Origin of the sequence: Candidatus Poriferisocius sp. (assembly GCF_965219815.1) — a bacterium.
GTDB lineage: Bacteria > Actinomycetota > Acidimicrobiia > Acidimicrobiales > Bin134 > Poriferisocius.
In genome coordinates, this window is the sequence record NZ_OZ244791.1 from 3,282,667 (window position 1) to 3,297,867 (window position 15,201).

The following is a 15,201-nucleotide window of genomic DNA, read 5'->3' on the forward strand; positions in this document are numbered from 1 at the left end:
GACTAACGGAACTCCTACAGGGAGATGACTTGGCCGCCCTGTTGGGTGGCTTGCCAGCGGAGGGCTTTGCGCTCGGCGAAGCCGATGCCGCCGTTCATGATGAGCGCAATCAGGGCCAGGATGAACACGATGGCGAAGGTGTCGCCGTAGGAGAGCTGGTTGGCCGCGGTGATGAGGCGCTGGCCGAGGCCGCGACGGGCCGAGAAGATCTCGCCGAACACCACCGCCAGCACCGAGATAACCGCCGACAGCCGCAGAGCGCCGAACACCGCCGGGGTGATGCCGGGCAGCGTGACCTTGGTGAAGAGTTGGCGCTGGGATGCGCCCATGGTGCGGGCCACCATGTCCAAGTCGGGATCCACCAGCGCCACCGCGGCCTGGGTGGGCACCTGCACGATGAAGAACACGATGATCACGGCCAAAACCACCTTGGAGGTCTCGCCCACGCCGTACACGATCAAGATCAGCGGCAAGAACGCGATCTTGGGCATGGCGTTGATCACCACGATGAACGGCCCGAACGTCTTTGACGCCCGCTGGAAGCGCCCGAGGACGATGCCCACCAGCAAGCCGAGGATGGAGCCGATCACGAAGCCGAACAGCGCCTCTTTCACCGTGACCCAGAGGTCTTGCCAGAAGAGCTTCTCGTGGTAGATCTGGGTGAAGTACTCCCAGGTCTCCCCGGGGCTGGCCCGGAACGTCTCGGGCACATTTGGGAACGGCTGGATGCCGGCAATCGAGAGCCACTCCCAGCCGTTCCAGACCACCTCGTAGTGCCACAGCGCCCAGATTGCGAACAAAATCCCGATCCTCAACAACTGAACCGGGATGTCGAGCTGGCGCAGGCGGTATCTCCAAATGGACTCTTGGGGGATCAGCGCCTCCACTTCCTCCTGGCTGAGCGCGTCGGCCAACCCGACTTGGTCGGCCATGTCGGCTTCCCGAGGCTCGTCGACGTCAGACGATCTCACCGCGCAGCTCCTCCCAGATCTTGTGCTCGGTCTCCCGGAACACCGGGTCGAAGCGGAGCTCGTCGATCACCCGGGGCCGGGCCAAATCCACAATGGTGTCCGATTTGATACGACCGGGGCGGGCGGTCATCACCACCACCCGATCGGCCAGCAGCACGGCTTCTTCAAGGTCGTGGGTCACGAAGATGACCGTCTTGTGGGTCTCGTACCACAGGTCCAAAAACTCAGACTGGACGGTGAGGCGAGTCTGGGCGTCGAGCGCCCCGAAAGGCTCGTCCATGAGCCACAGGTCGGGGTCGATGGCCAGCGTGCGGGCGATGGCCACCCGCTGGCGCATGCCCTGGCTGAGCTGGGAGGGGAACGAGTCGGCAAATCCCTCCAGCCGCAGCTTGGCCAAAAGCCCCATAGCCCGCTCGCGCCGCTCACCCCTGGGCACCCCCCGGAACTCAAGCCCCAGTTCGACGTTGCGGCGAGCGGTGCGCCACGGGCTCAGCCCCGAGCGGGCCAGCATGTAGCCGATGTCGTCACTGGGGCCGTCGATCTCCTGGCCGTGGCGCATCACCGATCCTCGGGTGGCGCCGATGAGCCCGGCCAGCATGTTCAAGATGGTGGTTTTGCCGCAGCCGCTTGGCCCCACCACCGCCACGAACTGGCCGGGCGGGATGGCAAGGTCGATGTCTTGGACGGCGAGTACCGGCTCGTCTTTGGGGTGATCGCCCCCGAAGATGAGGGTTACATCCTTCAGTTCGACCGCTGGATTCACGACGCCACCATCAAGACACCTTAGTCATCCCCTCCGGTCGGGCGGCCTGAGCAGGCCGCCCGACCAGAAGAGGGGTTGGCTATGGAGAAACCGTGAACTCGTCGAGATCCTGGGCCTCTTCGAGGATGCCGCGGCCCACCGCGTAGTCCACATTGTTCTGGAGGCGGGCGGGCTGGAGTGCACCGTTGAGCGACAAGCTTCCGATGTTGGAATCGAGGACTGTTTCAGCCACTGCGCCCTCCAAGCTGAGGAAGTCGCTCATGTACTCCAGCACCGCCTCGCGGTTGGCCGGATTGCGCATGAAGTCCATGGCTTGACGACTGGCCTGGGCGAAGATGGCCACCGTGTTGGGATTGTTCTCGATGAACTCCCGTGAGGCGGTATTGACCAACGACGGCCAGTCCAGCTCGGCCGGACCATCTCCGGCTCTCAGGGCAAACGGGGCGTAGCCGATATCGTCAACGATGGCCTGGCTCAGACCGGGTTCGAAGGTGATAGCCCAGTCCACCTCGCCCGATATAAGAGCCGCCAGCGTAGTAGCCGACAAGCCAGTGGCGATGTAGGTCGCGCCGTCGGGATCAAGTCCGGCAGAGTCAATGAGCTGGCGGGCAATCTGCTCGGCCGCCGCGCCGCGGGCCACCACACCAACGTTGGTGCCCTCAAGCTCTTGCATGGCGCACTGCCAGTCGCCTTGCTCGCAATCGATCGGCCCGAAGTTGTTGGACACCACAATGTCGAAGAAGTGCTTGTCCACCAGCTGCTGGAACATCACCACGTCGAACCCGGCGTTGCGGATGCCCAGCATGTTGTCGGGCGTGTTCTGGACGAAGTGGACTTCGCCGGCAATCAGCGCCGCGGCGTTGGCCGGACCGGAGTGGCACTGGACAAACTCGCCGTCGATGCCGCGGTCGGCAAAGAAGCCCTCCTCTTCGGCGATGTGAGGGATCATTCCATTGAACGAGGGCGCCTGGCAGATGTTGACGGTTGTCGTCTCCGGCACCAGTGCTGGCGGCAGGATCACATCAATGTCCGGGCCCACCGCGAATTCGCCGAATTCTTGGGCCTCGGCCAGGATGCCCCGGCCAACGGCGTAGTTGACGTTGTTGGTGATCCGAACCGGGTCGAGTTCAGCGGTCACCGTCATCGAGCCGATGTTGTTGTCGAATATGTACGCAGCCATTTCAGGGTCGAGGCCCAGGTGAGCGTCCAACTCCTCCAGGACCGCGTCGCGGTTGGCCGGGTCGCGCAACCACTCCATGGCCTCGAGGATCGCGGCCCGGTAGTGCAAGACGGTGTTGGGATTGGCGTCCCAATAAGAGCGTGCGGTGAGCATGATCGCCGATGGCCAGTCCAGTTCGGTTGGCCCATCGCCCGCCCGCAGCCGGAACGGGGCGTAGCCAATGTCGTCGAGTTCGGCTGTGCTCAAACCGGGCTCAAAGGTGATGGCCCAATCCACCTCGTCGGCGTCCAAGGCGGCCAGCGTGGTGCCAGCCAAGCCGGTGGCGATGTAGGTGGAATCGTCGGGGTCGAACCCAGCGGAGTCCAAGAGCTGGCGGGCGATCTGCTCAGCGGCGACCCCTCGGGCAACAACGCCAACTCGGGTGCCGTTGAGCGCGGCCATGGCGCATTCCCAATCGCCCTGCGGGCAGTCGATTTCGCCGAAGTTGTTGCTGACCACAATGTCGAAGAAATGGTTGTCCACCACCTGGGCGAACATCACCACGTCGAAATCAGCGTTGCGGATTCCCAGCATGTTGTCGGGGGTGTTCAGGGCAATATCAACCTGCCCGGAGACCAAGGCGGCGGCTTGGGCGGCACCGGAGTGGCAGGCCACGAAGTCCATCTCGAATCCTCGGTTCTCAGCGAAGCCTCGATTGTCCATCACCTTGGCATAGATCTGCGTGAAGGACGGCGCGTCGCACACCGTGACCACCGTGTCTTCGGGCGGGCCGATCTCCTCCATGACTACGGCGTCCTCTGACATGTCGTCGCCGGAATCGTCGCCAGCCATGTCGCCGGAGTCATCGGCCATGTCGTCGCCGGAATCGTCGCCAGCCATGTCGCCGGAATCGTCGGCCATGTCGTCGCCGGAATCGTCGGCAGTCCCGTCGTCGCCGGAATCGTCCGAAGACGGAGCCGGGCCCGCTCCAGGATCGTCGTCGTCATTGCCACAAGCGGTGGCAACCAACGAAAACGCCAGCAAAATGGCGAAAAGCGAATACAACCAAGAACGCGTTTTCATGGAGTCCCCCTCGGGCAGGCGCGATTGCGCAACGTTCAGGCCGATAGTCCACCACTAAATTATCGGAAGCGCAAGATTTACGGCCCGGCGCGCCACTACGCTGCCCTCGATGCCCGAAACCAGGCCTCCCAACATCTTATTGCTGGTATCCGATCAGGAGCGCCAGCGGGATTGGCTGCCCCCCGGCGTGCCGCTTCCCGCCCGCCAGCGCTTGTTGGACCGCTCGCTGGAATTCCGCCGCCACTACACCCACACGTCGCCGTGCTCGCCGTCGCGGGCCACCTTGTTCACCGGACTCCACATGGACGAGCACGGGGTGACCGAGAACTCCAGCTATCCCAACAACACACAGCTCTCCACCGACATCCCCACCCTGGGCACCCGGCTGCGGGAGGCCGGCTACCGCACTGCCTACAAGGGTAAGTGGCACCTTGAAGCCTCCGCTGAGCCCGATATGGAGGCCTACGGGTTCTCCGACTGGACCGGCAACGACATGGCCTTTTGGGGACTGCCCGGCAGCGGCACCGAGTTCGACGAGCCCATCGCCGCCGACTCGGCCGCCTGGCTGCGCGCCCAGCAAGGCGCAACCCAGCCGTGGTTCTTGACGGTGGGCTTGGTGAACCCCCACGACATCATGTGGTTCCCGCTCGACCAGCCCTGGTTCTGGGAGCAGGCACCTGACTACGTGGCCCAGAGCCGGGAGAAGCTCGACCGGCGCAAGTGGGGCCGGGCCACCAACCTGCCCGCCTTCGACCACGAGATCGAGCGGTGGTGTACCGAGCTGCCCGAGAACTTCGACGACGACCTGCACACCAAGCCCGATGTGCACCGCCGGTGGCTGCTGGAGATGGAGCGCAACAGCACCCCTGGACCGATGGACCCCGGCGACCACGACCTGTGGCTGCGCCAGCTCGACTACTACGTGAAGCTGCACCAGCTGAGCGACCAGTGCCTGGCGGTGATCTTGGCCGCGCTCGACAACATCGACCAGTGGGACAACACCGTGGTGGTGTTCACCTCCGACCACGGCGACCAGTGCGGCTCGCACGGGCTGCGGTCCAAGGGGCCGTGGAACTACGAGGAGACCATGCGGATCCCGCTCTATGTTTCGGCGCCGGGGCTTACTGCGGCGGGGACAGCCACCGAATCGCTCACCTGCCACACCGACCTGGCCGCCACCATCTTGGAGCTGGCTGGGGTGGACGCCTCAGATCTGCCCGGCCAGAGCCTGAGCCCGCTGTTCGACGACCAGTCAACGGTGATCCGCGACCACATCCTGTTCGCCCAGCGATGGCCGTGGTACCTGGGGGTGGAGAAGGTGCGCTACGCGTCATCGGGGGTGTTCGACGGCCGCCACAAGTACTGCCGCTACTACGGCATCGGCGGAGGGGTCAGCAACCTCGGAGCGTCGCTGGGCGACTCCATGCTGTTCGGGCCCGACGCCGACTTCGACGATCACGACCATGAGTGGTACGACCACGATGATGATCCGCACGAATTGGTGAATCTGGCCAACGATCGGGGTCGGCGTCGGGAACTGCGGGAGAGGTTTGAGGTGTTGCGGGAGTTGGAGGTTGCGGAGTACTCGTAACCATCCTCCGGCGGGGCGGCGGGGGCTACTCGAGGGACATTCCGAATTCGCGGAAGTCTTCTAGGAGAGCGTCGTCGGCGTCGGGGGCGGGGGGGCCGGGGTTGTAGGTGGCTTGGTGGATGGTGCCGGTGTAGGGGAAGGTGCCGTGGCGCTGGTAGAGGTCCCACGACACCGGGGAGCGCCGGTTGAGCCCGACATCGATGCCCTGCCAGGGCAGAAAGCCGATCATCTGGGGGACTTCGGCGAGCCTGGCACCGACCTGCCCGTCGGCGCTCACGGTGAAATTCCAAATGCGCCCGCCGGGGGCGGCGGCGTCGACCACAACCTGACGGCACTCCCCCGCCAGGCTTACCGGGTCGGCGGTCAGGTACCGGCCGGAGCTGTTGACCACGAAGTGCAGGGCGTCGTTCTCGATGTAGAGCACATAGCCCGACGCCTGGCTGCCGTGGGCCACCAGCACGCCCTGGTCACCGGGGCGGTGGTGCAGATCCACGGTGATGGTGAAGTTGCCGCCGGCGATGAGCCGGGACGACCGCAATCGCTCCACGGTGGGCGATCCAGGCAGGATCCGCAGCTCCCGGGTGAGCTTGGCGTGCTCGGGCGGCTTAACCGTGCGGAACAACCCGGAGGCCTCGTCGAGGGGGAAGACCCGGTTGCGCCAGGCGGCCTCCTCCCACGCCTCCACCATCTCGGCCAGCTTCTCGGGCTCGGCGTCGGCCAGGTCGTTGCGCTCGTTGAAGTCGTCGGCCAAATTGAACAGCTCCCAGCGATCCTCGCTGAACGGGGTGTGGTGCTCGTGGAAGATGGCCGCCCCCCAACCGTCGCGGTACATGCCCCGGTGGCCGATGCACTCGATGTACTGCTCGGTGTGGTCGGACGGGGCGTCGGCGTCGCTCAGGGTGGCCGCGAACGACACCCCGTCGGGGGCGTCAGAGGCCTGTCCCTGGCGCTCGGTGGGCACGTCGAGGCCGAGGAGGTCGGCCAGGGTGGGCAGCAAGTCGGTGATGTGGGTGTATTGGTGGCGCAGCTCCCCGCCGATGGCCGCGGTGCGGGCCGGCCACGACAGCACCATGGGCACCGAGTGGCCGCCCCGGTGGGCGGTGATCTTGTAGAGCCTGAAGGGAGTGTTGCAGGCCATGGCCCAGCCCCGGGGGTAGTGGGGCCAGGTGGTGGGGCCGCCGATGGCGTCGGCCTCCAGGGCTTCGATCTCGAATTCGCCCACGTCGGGCGAGGGCCGGGCACCGGTGCCGCTGTGGGTGAAATACGAGGTGCTGCCCTGGGCCCGGCCTTCCCGGGACGCCCCGTTATCGCTGGTGAACACGAAGATGGTGTTGTCGAGTTGGCCAAGGGCCTCCAGCTCGGCTGAGATGCGGGCCACACTCTCGTCGATCGATTCCACCATGGCGGCGTACACCTCCATGTAGCGGGCCATCACCCGGCGTTCGGGCTCGGCATAGCTGTCCCAGGCCCTTACATCCTCGTTGGGCTCGGTATTGCGGTGGGGCAGCTCGGCGTCGGCGGGAACGATGCCCAATTCCTTTTGGCGGGCCAGGCGCTCCTCGCGGATCTGATCCCAGCCCTTGTCGTAGTTGCCCCGGTGGCGGGCGGTGTCGGTGGCCTTGGCGTGCAGCGGAGCGTGGACCGCCCCGTGGGCGTAGTACAAAAAGATCGGCTTGTCGGGGTCGGTGGTCTTGACCTCGCGGATCATGCGACAGGCCCGGTCGGTGAGATCGTCGGTCAGGTAGTAGCCCTCGGGATACTCGTCCACATGCACGGGGTTGTTGCCCTCATAAAGCTGGTGGGGGAAGTGGAAGTCGGTGAGGGCCTCCAAGAACCCGTAGTACTGGTCGAAGCCCCGCTGGAGCGGCCACGAGTGGGTGTCGCCGGCGATTGACAGGTCGGACTCCAAACACAGATGCCACTTGCCCACCGCCGCAGTGGCGTAGCCGTTGGCCTTGAGCATCTCGGCCAGCGTTGATTGGTTGTGGGGCAGCTCGCCGGCATAGCCCGGGAAACCGGGGTTGGCGTTGGCCACGAACCCCATCCCGGCGTGATGGGAGTTGAGTCCGGTCAACAGCGCGGCCCGGGTGGGCGAGCACAGCGGGGTCACGTGGAAGTTGGTGTAGCGCACGCCGGAGGCGGCTAACGCGTCGATGGCCGGGGTGGGTATCTCTGAGCCGTAGCAGCCCAGATCGGAGAAGCCCAGATCGTCGGCCAGCACAACCACGATGTTGGGGGCATCGGGGGGCGGTGTGGGCTTGGGCGGCCACCACGACTCCGAGGTGGCGATGATGCGTCCGATCTTGCCCCCGAATCCGGGATAGTGCTCTTGCTGGCGCTGATCGGTCATGTGCCCCCCTTGGTCGGCTGGGAGGTTAGTGCTATTCGAGGGCCATTCCGATTTCGCGGAGTTCGGCTAGGCGGACTTCTTCGGTGTCGGGGGCGGGGGGGCCGGGGTTGTAGGTCACTTGATGGATGGTGCCGGTGTAGGGGAAGGAGCCGTGGCGCTGGTGGAGCTGCCACGACACCGGGGACCGGCGGTCGACGCCCACGTCGATGCCTTCCCAGGGGATGAAGCCGTATATCTGGGGGATGTCCGTCGCGGTGATGCCGGTCTGGCCATCAGCGCTCACTGTGATATTCCAGATGCGCCCGCCAGGGGCTTGGACGTCGAGAGCTATCTGCTGGCACTCCCCCTGCAGGTCCATGGGGTCGAACACCATGGGCTGGCCGCCGCTGTTCACCTCGAAATGAAGGGTGCCGTCTTCGATGTAGAGCACATAGCCCGACGCCTGCCCGCCGTGGGCCACCAGCACCCCTTGGTCGCCCGACCGGTGGTGCAGGTCGACGGTGACGGTGAAGTTACCCCCGGCAATGACCCTCGATGCCCGATAGCGCTCCACGGTGGGAGTGCCGGGCAGGATCCGAAGCGGCCGGGTGAGCAGGTCGTGCTCGGCGGGACGGAGAAGGCGGTACAGCCCGGTGCCCTCGTCGAGGGGATAAACCCGGTTGCGCCAGGCGGCCTCCTCCCAGGCTTCCACCAGCTCGGCCAGCTTCTCGGGCTCGGCCTCGGCCAGGTCGACCCGCTCGTTGAGGTCCTCCTCCAGGTTGAACAGCTCCCAGCGGTCATTGCTGAACGGGGTCATGAACTCGTGGAAGGCGGCCGCTCCCCAGCCGTCGCGGTAGTAGGCCCGGTGGCCGATGCACTCGTAGTACTGCTCGGTGCGCTCGGAGGGGGCGTCGGGATTGCTCAAGGTCGCGGCGAACGACACCCCATCGGGCGCTTCGGAGGCCAATCCCTGACGCTCAGTGGGGACATCCACCCCCACCATCTCCGAAAGGGTGGGCAGCAGGTCGATGATGTGGGCGTACTGGTGGCGCAGTTCCCCGCCCACCGCCGCGGTGCGGGCCGGCCACGAGAAAACGAACGGCACCGAGTGGCCGCCCCGATAGGAGGTGATTTTGTACAACCGGAAGGGGGTATTGCAGGCCATGGCCCAGCCCCGGGGGTAGTGGGGCCAGGTGGTGGGGCCACCGATGGCATCTAGGGCGTTCATCTCCTCTTCGCTCACCTCCGCCGACGACATCGCTCCGGGGTTGCTGTAGGTGAAGTAGGAGGTAGTGCCCTGGGCCCGGCCCTCGCGGGATGCACCGTTGTCGCTGGTGAACACGAAGATGGTGTTGTCGAGCTGGCCGATGGCCTCCAGCTCGGCCCGGATGCGGGCCACGCTGTCGTCGATTGACTCCACCATGGCGGCGTACACCTCCATGTAGCGGGCCATGACCCGGCGCTCGCCCTCGGGGTAGCTGTCCCAGGCCCGCACGTCCTCGTCAGGCTCGAAGTTCCGGGGCGGCAGCTCCGTGTCGGGTGGCACCACACCCAACTCGATCTGGCGGGCCAAGCGCTCCTCGCGGAGCTGGTCCCAGCCCTTGTCGTAGTTGCCCCGATGGCGGGCGATGTCTTCGGCCTTGGCGTGCAGCGGGGCGTGGACCGCCCCGTGGGCGTAGTACAGGAAGAACGGCTTGTCGGGATCGGTGGCCTTAACCTCGCGGATCATGCGGCAGGCCCGGTCGGTGAGATCGTCGGTCAGGTAGTAGCCCTCGGGATACTCGGCGATGTCGATGGGACTGTTGCCTTCATACATCAGGTGGGGGTGATGGAAGTTGGTGAGCGCTTCCAAGAATCCGTAGAACTGGTCGAAACCCCGCTGAAGCGGCCACGAGTGGGTGTCGCCGGCAATCGACAAGTCGGTCTCCTTGCACAGGTGCCACTTGCCCACTGCCATGGTGGCGTAGCCGCTGGCCTTGAGCATCTCGGCCAGCGTTTGCTGGTTGTGGGGCAGCTCACCGGCGTAGCCGGGGAAGCCGGGATCGGCGTTGGCCACGAAGCCCACCCCCACGTGGTGGGAATTGAGCCCGGTCAATAACGCGGCCCGGGTGGGCGAGCACAGCGGGGTGACGTGGAAGTTGGTGTAGCGCACCCCAGTGGCGGCCAGCTCGTCGATAGCCGGGGTGGCGATTTCCGAGCCGTAGCAGCTCACGTCGGAGAAGCCCAGATCGTCGGCCAGCACAACCACCACGTTGGGGGCGCCCTCGGGAGGGGTGGGGCGGGGCGGCCACCACGACTCGGAGGTGGCCATGATCTTTCCCACCGTGCCCTCGAACCCGGGGTAGTGCTCCTGCTGGCGCTGATCGGTCATCGGATCTCCTTGTGGTTCGCCGCCGACACAATACGGCAATGTCCAGCGGCGCTCCCCCGCAGGGATGTTGGGAGGGCAGCGTTCAGGCGGGCTGGTAGTCCTCGAGAACCGTGCCCTTGAAGAAACCGGGGGCGGCGCCGGTGCAGAGCCGCACCGCGTTGTCGCACATGAAGGCCCGGAACTGCGGCTCGTCGAGCCAGCCGTTCTCCACCTGCTCGTAGGCCTCGGGCATCACGTCGACCATATTGGCCACGTCCCAGTGGGCGATATCGGAGCTGAAGACGGCGTTCAGCGGGATGCCGCCCGGCAGTTCGGGATCGAAGGCCAGCCGGGTGAGCGGGTCGTCGGCCTCGCATCCGAACCAACAGGAGGTAGAGATCTGGCGGATCACGTCGTCGGGCCCGGTGATGCCCGACGCCTCGAAGTCGTTCACCACGTCGGGGGTGCGGAAGAAGTCGGCGAACTGGGCGCCGAAGCCGGGCTCGGGGTTGAGCTTTCCGGCGTGCTCGGCCAGCAGCCGGTCGAACCGGTCGGAGTCGAAGGCGTCAGGGTCATAGGCCGGCAGACCCTCGGGCCCGCGCTTGTGGTAGTGGCCGATCACGTCGTGTACCAACTGCACCGCCCAGGTGGTGCCCCCTTCGAGGAAGGCCAGCCGCAGATCGGGGAACCGGTGGAGCACCCCGCCGAACAGCAGCGACTTGAGGGTGGCCTCGCTGGCCCCCGCGAAGTTGCCCATGTGGTTGTAGGAGAAGTTGGTGATGGACCGGCGCCCGCTCCACCCCATCGAACCGGAGTGGAAGCCGGCCACGGTGCCCAGCTCCACCAGCCGCTGCCACAGCGGGTCGTAGTCGTAGGCGCTATCAAGGCCCAGCGAGTCGATCCAGGTGCCCCCGCCCTCCAGGGCGCGCACCGCGAAGCCGCCCAGCATCACCACTTTGAAGCCCAGATCGACCACCGCGTGGTCCAGCGCCTCCACCGCTTCTTGAGGGGTGGAGGTGGGGATGGTGGCCACCGGCACCAGGCGGTCGCCGAAGCCTTCGTAGACGTCAGCGGTGTAACAGTTCCAAGCCCGGCACATCCCCCGGCGGATCTCGTCGTTGCGCTGGCTGGGCACCACCAGCCCCCACGTCGGGTAGCACAGGGCCAGATCTAAGCCCAGCTCGTCTAGCCGGCGATACATCAGCTCCGGAGCCATGGCCGCGGCCAGGTCGTCGGTGTTGCCGAACGGAACGCCCCACCACGTCTGACGAAATGGCCGCACTCGGGGACGGTCTTCGGGAGCCACCCCGGCCCAGTGGGGACTACCGTCGAAGGTCCCCGTGGCCCATAGAGCGTTGAGCCCCTCGCTGATGCCCTCGTCCCGCACATAGCGATCCAAGTCGGGCCAGTGCTCCCAATAGTGGCCGTCGCTGTCCACCACCGGGTGGTCGAGCCGCTCTCTAACGTCGCTGGGAGACATCTCGCTCATGGGGTGAGACTAGTTATTGCCCCGTAGAGTGTGCCGGTGACCACAGGGGAGACGACATGACCGGCGAGCGGAATCGGCGGTGGGTGCTGCGGGCTCGGCCCCAGGGCGACATCACTGCCGACGACTTGGAGTTGACCGAATTGCCGGTGGCCAAGCCGGGGGAGGGTCAGATACTGGTGCGGAACTCGTACTTGTCGATGGATCCCACCCACCGGATCTGGATGAGCGACTTGGATGCCTATATGCCCCCTATCGAGGTGGGCGAGCCTATGCGGGGGCGCACTTGGGGCACGGTGATCGAGTCTCGCCATCCGGAGTTTGAGCCCGGCGATGTAGTCACCGGCGGGCTGATATGGGAGGAGTTCTCGGTGCTGGATCGAGCCGAGGCCATTCCCATGGACTTGGGGGTGCCGCTGGAGGCGTTCACCAGCGTGCTCGGCCCAACCGGGATGACGGCCTACTGGAGCCTGCTCGACATCGGCGAGCCCCGACCTGGGGACACTCTGGTGGTGTCGGCCGCCGCGGGAGCCACCGGCTCGGTGGCGGGCCAGATTGGCAAGGTCGTGGGCTGCCGGGTGGTGGGCGTGGCCGGCGGGCCGGAGAAGTGCCGGTTCGTGACCGAGGAGCTGGGTTTCGACGCCTGCGTGGACCACAAGGCCGGCAACCTCGACGAGCAGTTCCGGGCGACGTGCCCTGATGGGATAGACGTGGATTTCGAGAACGTGGGCGGCGAGGTGATGGATGCCGTTCTGGGCCTGGTGAACAACCATGCCCGGGTGGTGCTGTGCGGCATGATCTCCACCTACAACGCCGAGGGCGACTGGTGGTCGCCCCGGCTGTTCCGAAATATCTTGTTCCGGCGGTTGAAGGTGCAGGGCGTGATCATCACCGACTACTTCCACCGCTTCGGCGAGGCGCTACCCATCCTGGCCCAGTGGGTGCGCGACGGGCGCATCCGCTACCGAGTAGACGTGGTGGACGGCATCGAGAACGTCCCCCAGGCGCTGGCCCGGCTCTTCGAGGGCCGCAACATCGGCAAGCAGCTTGTGAGAGTTTCAGCCGACTAGCGTGCCAGCCATGACTCCTGAGGACTTGGTTGAGATTGAAGCCATTCGCCAGCTCAAGGCCCGGTATTTCCGGTTTATGGACCAAAAGAGGTGGGACGAGTGGGAGGACGTGTTCTGCGACGACGTGGTGATCTCCACCCCCGACGACACTGGTGAGGGCTCAGACATCACCGGCAACGAGGCCTTCCGGGTGTATTTGGAGCCGATTCTGGCCCCGATCATCACCACCCATCACGGCCACATGAGCGAGATCAGCATCGACGGGCCTGATACTGCCTCTGCTGTTTGGTCGATGGAGGACCACTTGGACTGGCCGCCGGAGAGCGGCGTGGGGCAGATGTGGGGTACGGGGTGGTACGAGGAGACTTATCGCAAATGCGACGACGGGCAGTGGCGGATTGCTTCGCTGCTTTTGCGGCGGCAGCGGGTTGAGGTCGAGGGGAATCGGGTTTTTCCAGCGGAGCGGCCTACGGGATAACCGCTAGCACCACGCCCTCGGACACTGTTATTTGAGGGGTGGGGGTGGTGGCGCGGTTGCTTACTCCTCGGCTGGTTAGGGGGTCTAGGACTTCGTCGTTGAGAGGCCAGTTGAGGCCGGTGGTGGTTACCCGGGCCGGGCCGCCGAGGGCGAACAGCGACACGGTTGTGCCTGGCTCTACTTCTATAGCGCGGTGGCCGCGGACTACTACAGCTTGGGCGTTGCCTAGCCAGGCTTCGATTTCTACTCCGGCCCAGGCGGAGGAGGCCAGCACGTTTAGGTTGCCGATTAGGTGGTCTAGACGGCCTCCTCCAACGCCGATCACGATCACTCGGTCGGCGAGGCGGGCGGCTAGCTCCAGGGCTAGCTCCAGGTCGGTTTGGTCTTTGTCCGGGGGGTGGCGTTCTATTCGGGTTCCGGACTGTTCGGCAGTGGTTAGGGCTTCGGGTGATACGGAGTCCATGTCTCCCACGGCCACTGCCACGATCAGGCCGGCGGCTACCGCATGGTCAAGACCGTGGTCGGCTGCTACCACTACCGGGTTGCCGGGGAGGCGGGCGATTTCTTCTGAGGTTGGGGGGTCGCCGCCGGCTACCACGACCACGGTGACCGCTGGCTCCGTTGGCGGTGTCATCAGAATGGGCGGGTGATGGCTCGGGTGGGGCCGAAGTTGTGGAGGCCGCCGGCGTGGAGGTTGCCGAGGCCTCCAGCGCACATCACGATCACATCGGAGGGGTGCTCCACGATGTAGGCGGTGCCGTCGGGGCTGATCCGGTCGCGCTCGGCCAGCCACTGCTTGTGGGTTTCGGGGAATTGATCGACTTGGTGGCAGGCGTTTTGCCACAGGGCCTCTTGCACGTCTTCGATGGTGGGGTAGGCGGCGGCCAGCATGTCGGCCCAGGGCGGGGGCACCACCACCATGACCTCGGCCCCCCAGTGGGAGATGTAGGCGTTGGTGCCCACATAGGCCAGCGACTGGCCGATAACCCAGGCCAGCGATTGGCCGTTGTCGGCGGCGATATCGGCGATGTCCATGGTGCCGATGGTGCCGTAGACGGTGACCGCGTCGCCGCTCACCCCCCGGCGCTCGGCCAGTGGCGGCCACGGGGAGCGCTCCTCCCACTCCCCCATCACCAGGCCCACCACTCGAGCAGGCTGGCCCAGCACGCATTTGGAGGTCTCCCCGGCCACCTGGCCGCCCACGTTGCGCATGACGAGGCGGATGGCCCGTCCGATGGCCGGCCCCGCCCCGGCGGCTCCACCGAAACATCCGGCCTGATAAGGCAGGTCTAGCCTGTCGCGGGCCGGGCCATTCACGAATAGACAGGGCACCACCGAGCTGGTGGTGGTGTTGAGGGCGAACAGATCGAACGGCCGCTCGGCCATGGCCTCCAGCGCGGCCATCATCAGCGGCATAGCCTCGGGAGCAGCCCCGGCCATGCAGGCGTTGATGGCCAGCTTCTCCACCGTGCACCAGGCGTTGGCCGGTGGCACCTCCAACAGCACCGAATCGGCCGGGCGGCCCGCGGCGACAATGAAGCTGGCCACACGCTCCGGGGTGGGCGGAATCAGGGGCAGGCCGTCGCCCCAGCCCTGAGCGGTGGCCCAGACCATGAACTCCACCGGGTCATCGGGGGCCTCGACCTGCCCGTCGGCAATGGCATCGCCTTCAGGGACCATCTACGACGGCACTCCCAACGAGTCCAGCAGCGACGACCAGAAGTCGTGGGCAATCTGGCGCACTTCCGGTTCGGGACGGGTGTCCAGCGGATAGGGCAGTACGCACAGCCGTAGGCCCGGCCGCTCCATGTTGCGGGACATGATCTCGGCCAGAGGCACGAACTCTTCGGTTACGACGGCGACCGCCGTCTTGCCCTGGGCCGCCACCGCAACTGCGTCGTGGACGGTCCAGGACGTGCAG

11 protein-coding genes and 1 pseudogene are annotated in these 15,201 nt (G+C 65.9%); 3 read left to right on the forward strand and 9 right to left on the reverse strand.

Annotated elements, in window-relative coordinates; genetic code table 11:
• Positions 1-14 precede the first annotated feature (14 nt).
• From ACOQPI_RS15775 to ACOQPI_RS15785, 3 genes are all read right to left on the reverse strand, one after another.
• On the reverse strand, positions 15-971 hold the full coding sequence (locus ACOQPI_RS15775; protein ID WP_420620569.1) for an ABC transporter permease: 957 nt from the start codon (positions 969-971) through the stop codon (positions 15-17).
• Positions 958-1,734: an ABC transporter ATP-binding protein gene (locus tag ACOQPI_RS15780; protein ID WP_420620570.1), complete on the reverse strand. Its 777-nt coding sequence runs from the start codon at positions 1,732-1,734 to the stop codon at positions 958-960. The genes ACOQPI_RS15775 and ACOQPI_RS15780 overlap by 14 nt, the downstream gene beginning before the upstream one ends.
• 79 nt (positions 1,735-1,813) lie before the next feature.
• Entirely contained in the window at positions 1,814-3,976 is a 2,163-nt protein-coding gene (locus ACOQPI_RS15785) for an ABC transporter substrate-binding protein (protein ID WP_420620571.1), read from the reverse strand.
• A 109-nt stretch (positions 3,977-4,085) separates the two neighbouring features.
• On the opposite strand from ACOQPI_RS15785, the gene ACOQPI_RS15790 reads away from it, so the two are divergent.
• Positions 4,086-5,567, forward strand: a complete 1,482-nt coding sequence (locus ACOQPI_RS15790; protein ID WP_420620572.1) for a sulfatase-like hydrolase/transferase — start codon at positions 4,086-4,088, stop codon at positions 5,565-5,567.
• 25 nt (positions 5,568-5,592) lie between these two features.
• Here ACOQPI_RS15790 and ACOQPI_RS15795 read toward each other — a convergent pair whose 3' ends face one another.
• The 3 genes from ACOQPI_RS15795 to ACOQPI_RS15805 all read right to left on the reverse strand — a co-directional run bounded on the left by ACOQPI_RS15795 (position 5,593) and on the right by ACOQPI_RS15805 (position 11,735).
• The gene (locus ACOQPI_RS15795) at positions 5,593-7,917 is read right to left on the reverse strand and encodes an arylsulfatase (protein ID WP_420620573.1); all 2,325 of its coding nucleotides are present in this window, start codon (positions 7,915-7,917) and stop codon (positions 5,593-5,595) included.
• Positions 7,918-7,948: 31 nt separating this feature from the next.
• Entirely contained in the window at positions 7,949-10,267 is a 2,319-nt protein-coding gene (locus ACOQPI_RS15800) for an arylsulfatase (protein WP_420620574.1), read from the reverse strand.
• 82 nt (positions 10,268-10,349) lie between these two features.
• Entirely contained in the window at positions 10,350-11,735 is a 1,386-nt protein-coding gene (locus tag ACOQPI_RS15805) for an amidohydrolase family protein (protein WP_420620575.1), read from the reverse strand.
• A 56-nt stretch (positions 11,736-11,791) separates the two neighbouring features.
• On the opposite strand from ACOQPI_RS15805, the gene ACOQPI_RS15810 reads away from it, so the two are divergent.
• Together ACOQPI_RS15810 and ACOQPI_RS15815 are read left to right on the forward strand one after the other, a co-directional pair.
• On the forward strand, positions 11,792-12,802 hold the full coding sequence (locus ACOQPI_RS15810) for an NADP-dependent oxidoreductase (RefSeq protein WP_420620576.1): 1,011 nt from the start codon (positions 11,792-11,794) through the stop codon (positions 12,800-12,802).
• A 10-nt stretch (positions 12,803-12,812) separates the two neighbouring features.
• On the forward strand, positions 12,813-13,280 hold the full coding sequence (locus tag ACOQPI_RS15815) for a nuclear transport factor 2 family protein (protein WP_420620577.1): 468 nt from the start codon (positions 12,813-12,815) through the stop codon (positions 13,278-13,280).
• Here the strand turns inward: ACOQPI_RS15815 and ACOQPI_RS15820 are convergent.
• From ACOQPI_RS15820 to ACOQPI_RS15830, 3 genes and pseudogenes are all read right to left on the reverse strand, one after another.
• Positions 13,270-13,914, reverse strand: a complete 645-nt coding sequence (locus ACOQPI_RS15820) for a thiamine diphosphokinase (protein WP_420620578.1) — start codon at positions 13,912-13,914, stop codon at positions 13,270-13,272. The genes ACOQPI_RS15815 and ACOQPI_RS15820 overlap by 11 nt on opposite strands.
• Positions 13,914-14,960 carry a hypothetical protein gene (locus ACOQPI_RS15825; RefSeq protein WP_420620579.1) on the reverse strand — a complete coding sequence of 349 codons (1,047 nt, stop codon included), beginning with the start codon at positions 14,958-14,960 and terminating at the stop codon, positions 13,914-13,916. The genes ACOQPI_RS15820 and ACOQPI_RS15825 overlap by 1 nt, the downstream gene beginning before the upstream one ends.
• A pseudogene (locus ACOQPI_RS15830) lies at positions 14,961-15,194 on the reverse strand (UGSC family (seleno)protein); the annotation flags it as partial.
• Positions 15,195-15,201: the final 7 nt, after the last annotated feature.

Bases quoted from the DNA above. Each gene is read 5' to 3' on its own strand.
- ACOQPI_RS15785 (WP_420620571.1), bottom strand. From the start codon at position 3,976: ATGAAAACGCGTTCTTGGTTGTATTCGCTTTTCGCCATTTTGCTGGCG.
- ACOQPI_RS15790 (WP_420620572.1), top strand. From the start codon at position 4,086: ATGCCCGAAACCAGGCCTCCCAACATCTTATTGCTGGTATCCGATCAG.
- ACOQPI_RS15795 (WP_420620573.1), bottom strand. From the start codon at position 7,917: ATGACCGATCAGCGCCAGCAAGAGCACTATCCCGGATTCGGGGGCAAG.
- ACOQPI_RS15800 (WP_420620574.1), bottom strand. From the start codon at position 10,267: ATGACCGATCAGCGCCAGCAGGAGCACTACCCCGGGTTCGAGGGCACG.
- ACOQPI_RS15805 (WP_420620575.1), bottom strand. From the start codon at position 11,735: ATGAGCGAGATGTCTCCCAGCGACGTTAGAGAGCGGCTCGACCACCCG.
- ACOQPI_RS15810 (WP_420620576.1), top strand. From the start codon at position 11,792: ATGACCGGCGAGCGGAATCGGCGGTGGGTGCTGCGGGCTCGGCCCCAG.
- ACOQPI_RS15815 (WP_420620577.1), top strand. From the start codon at position 12,813: ATGACTCCTGAGGACTTGGTTGAGATTGAAGCCATTCGCCAGCTCAAG.
- ACOQPI_RS15820 (WP_420620578.1), bottom strand. From the start codon at position 13,914: ATGACACCGCCAACGGAGCCAGCGGTCACCGTGGTCGTGGTAGCCGGC.
- ACOQPI_RS15825 (WP_420620579.1), bottom strand. From the start codon at position 14,960: ATGGTCCCTGAAGGCGATGCCATTGCCGACGGGCAGGTCGAGGCCCCC.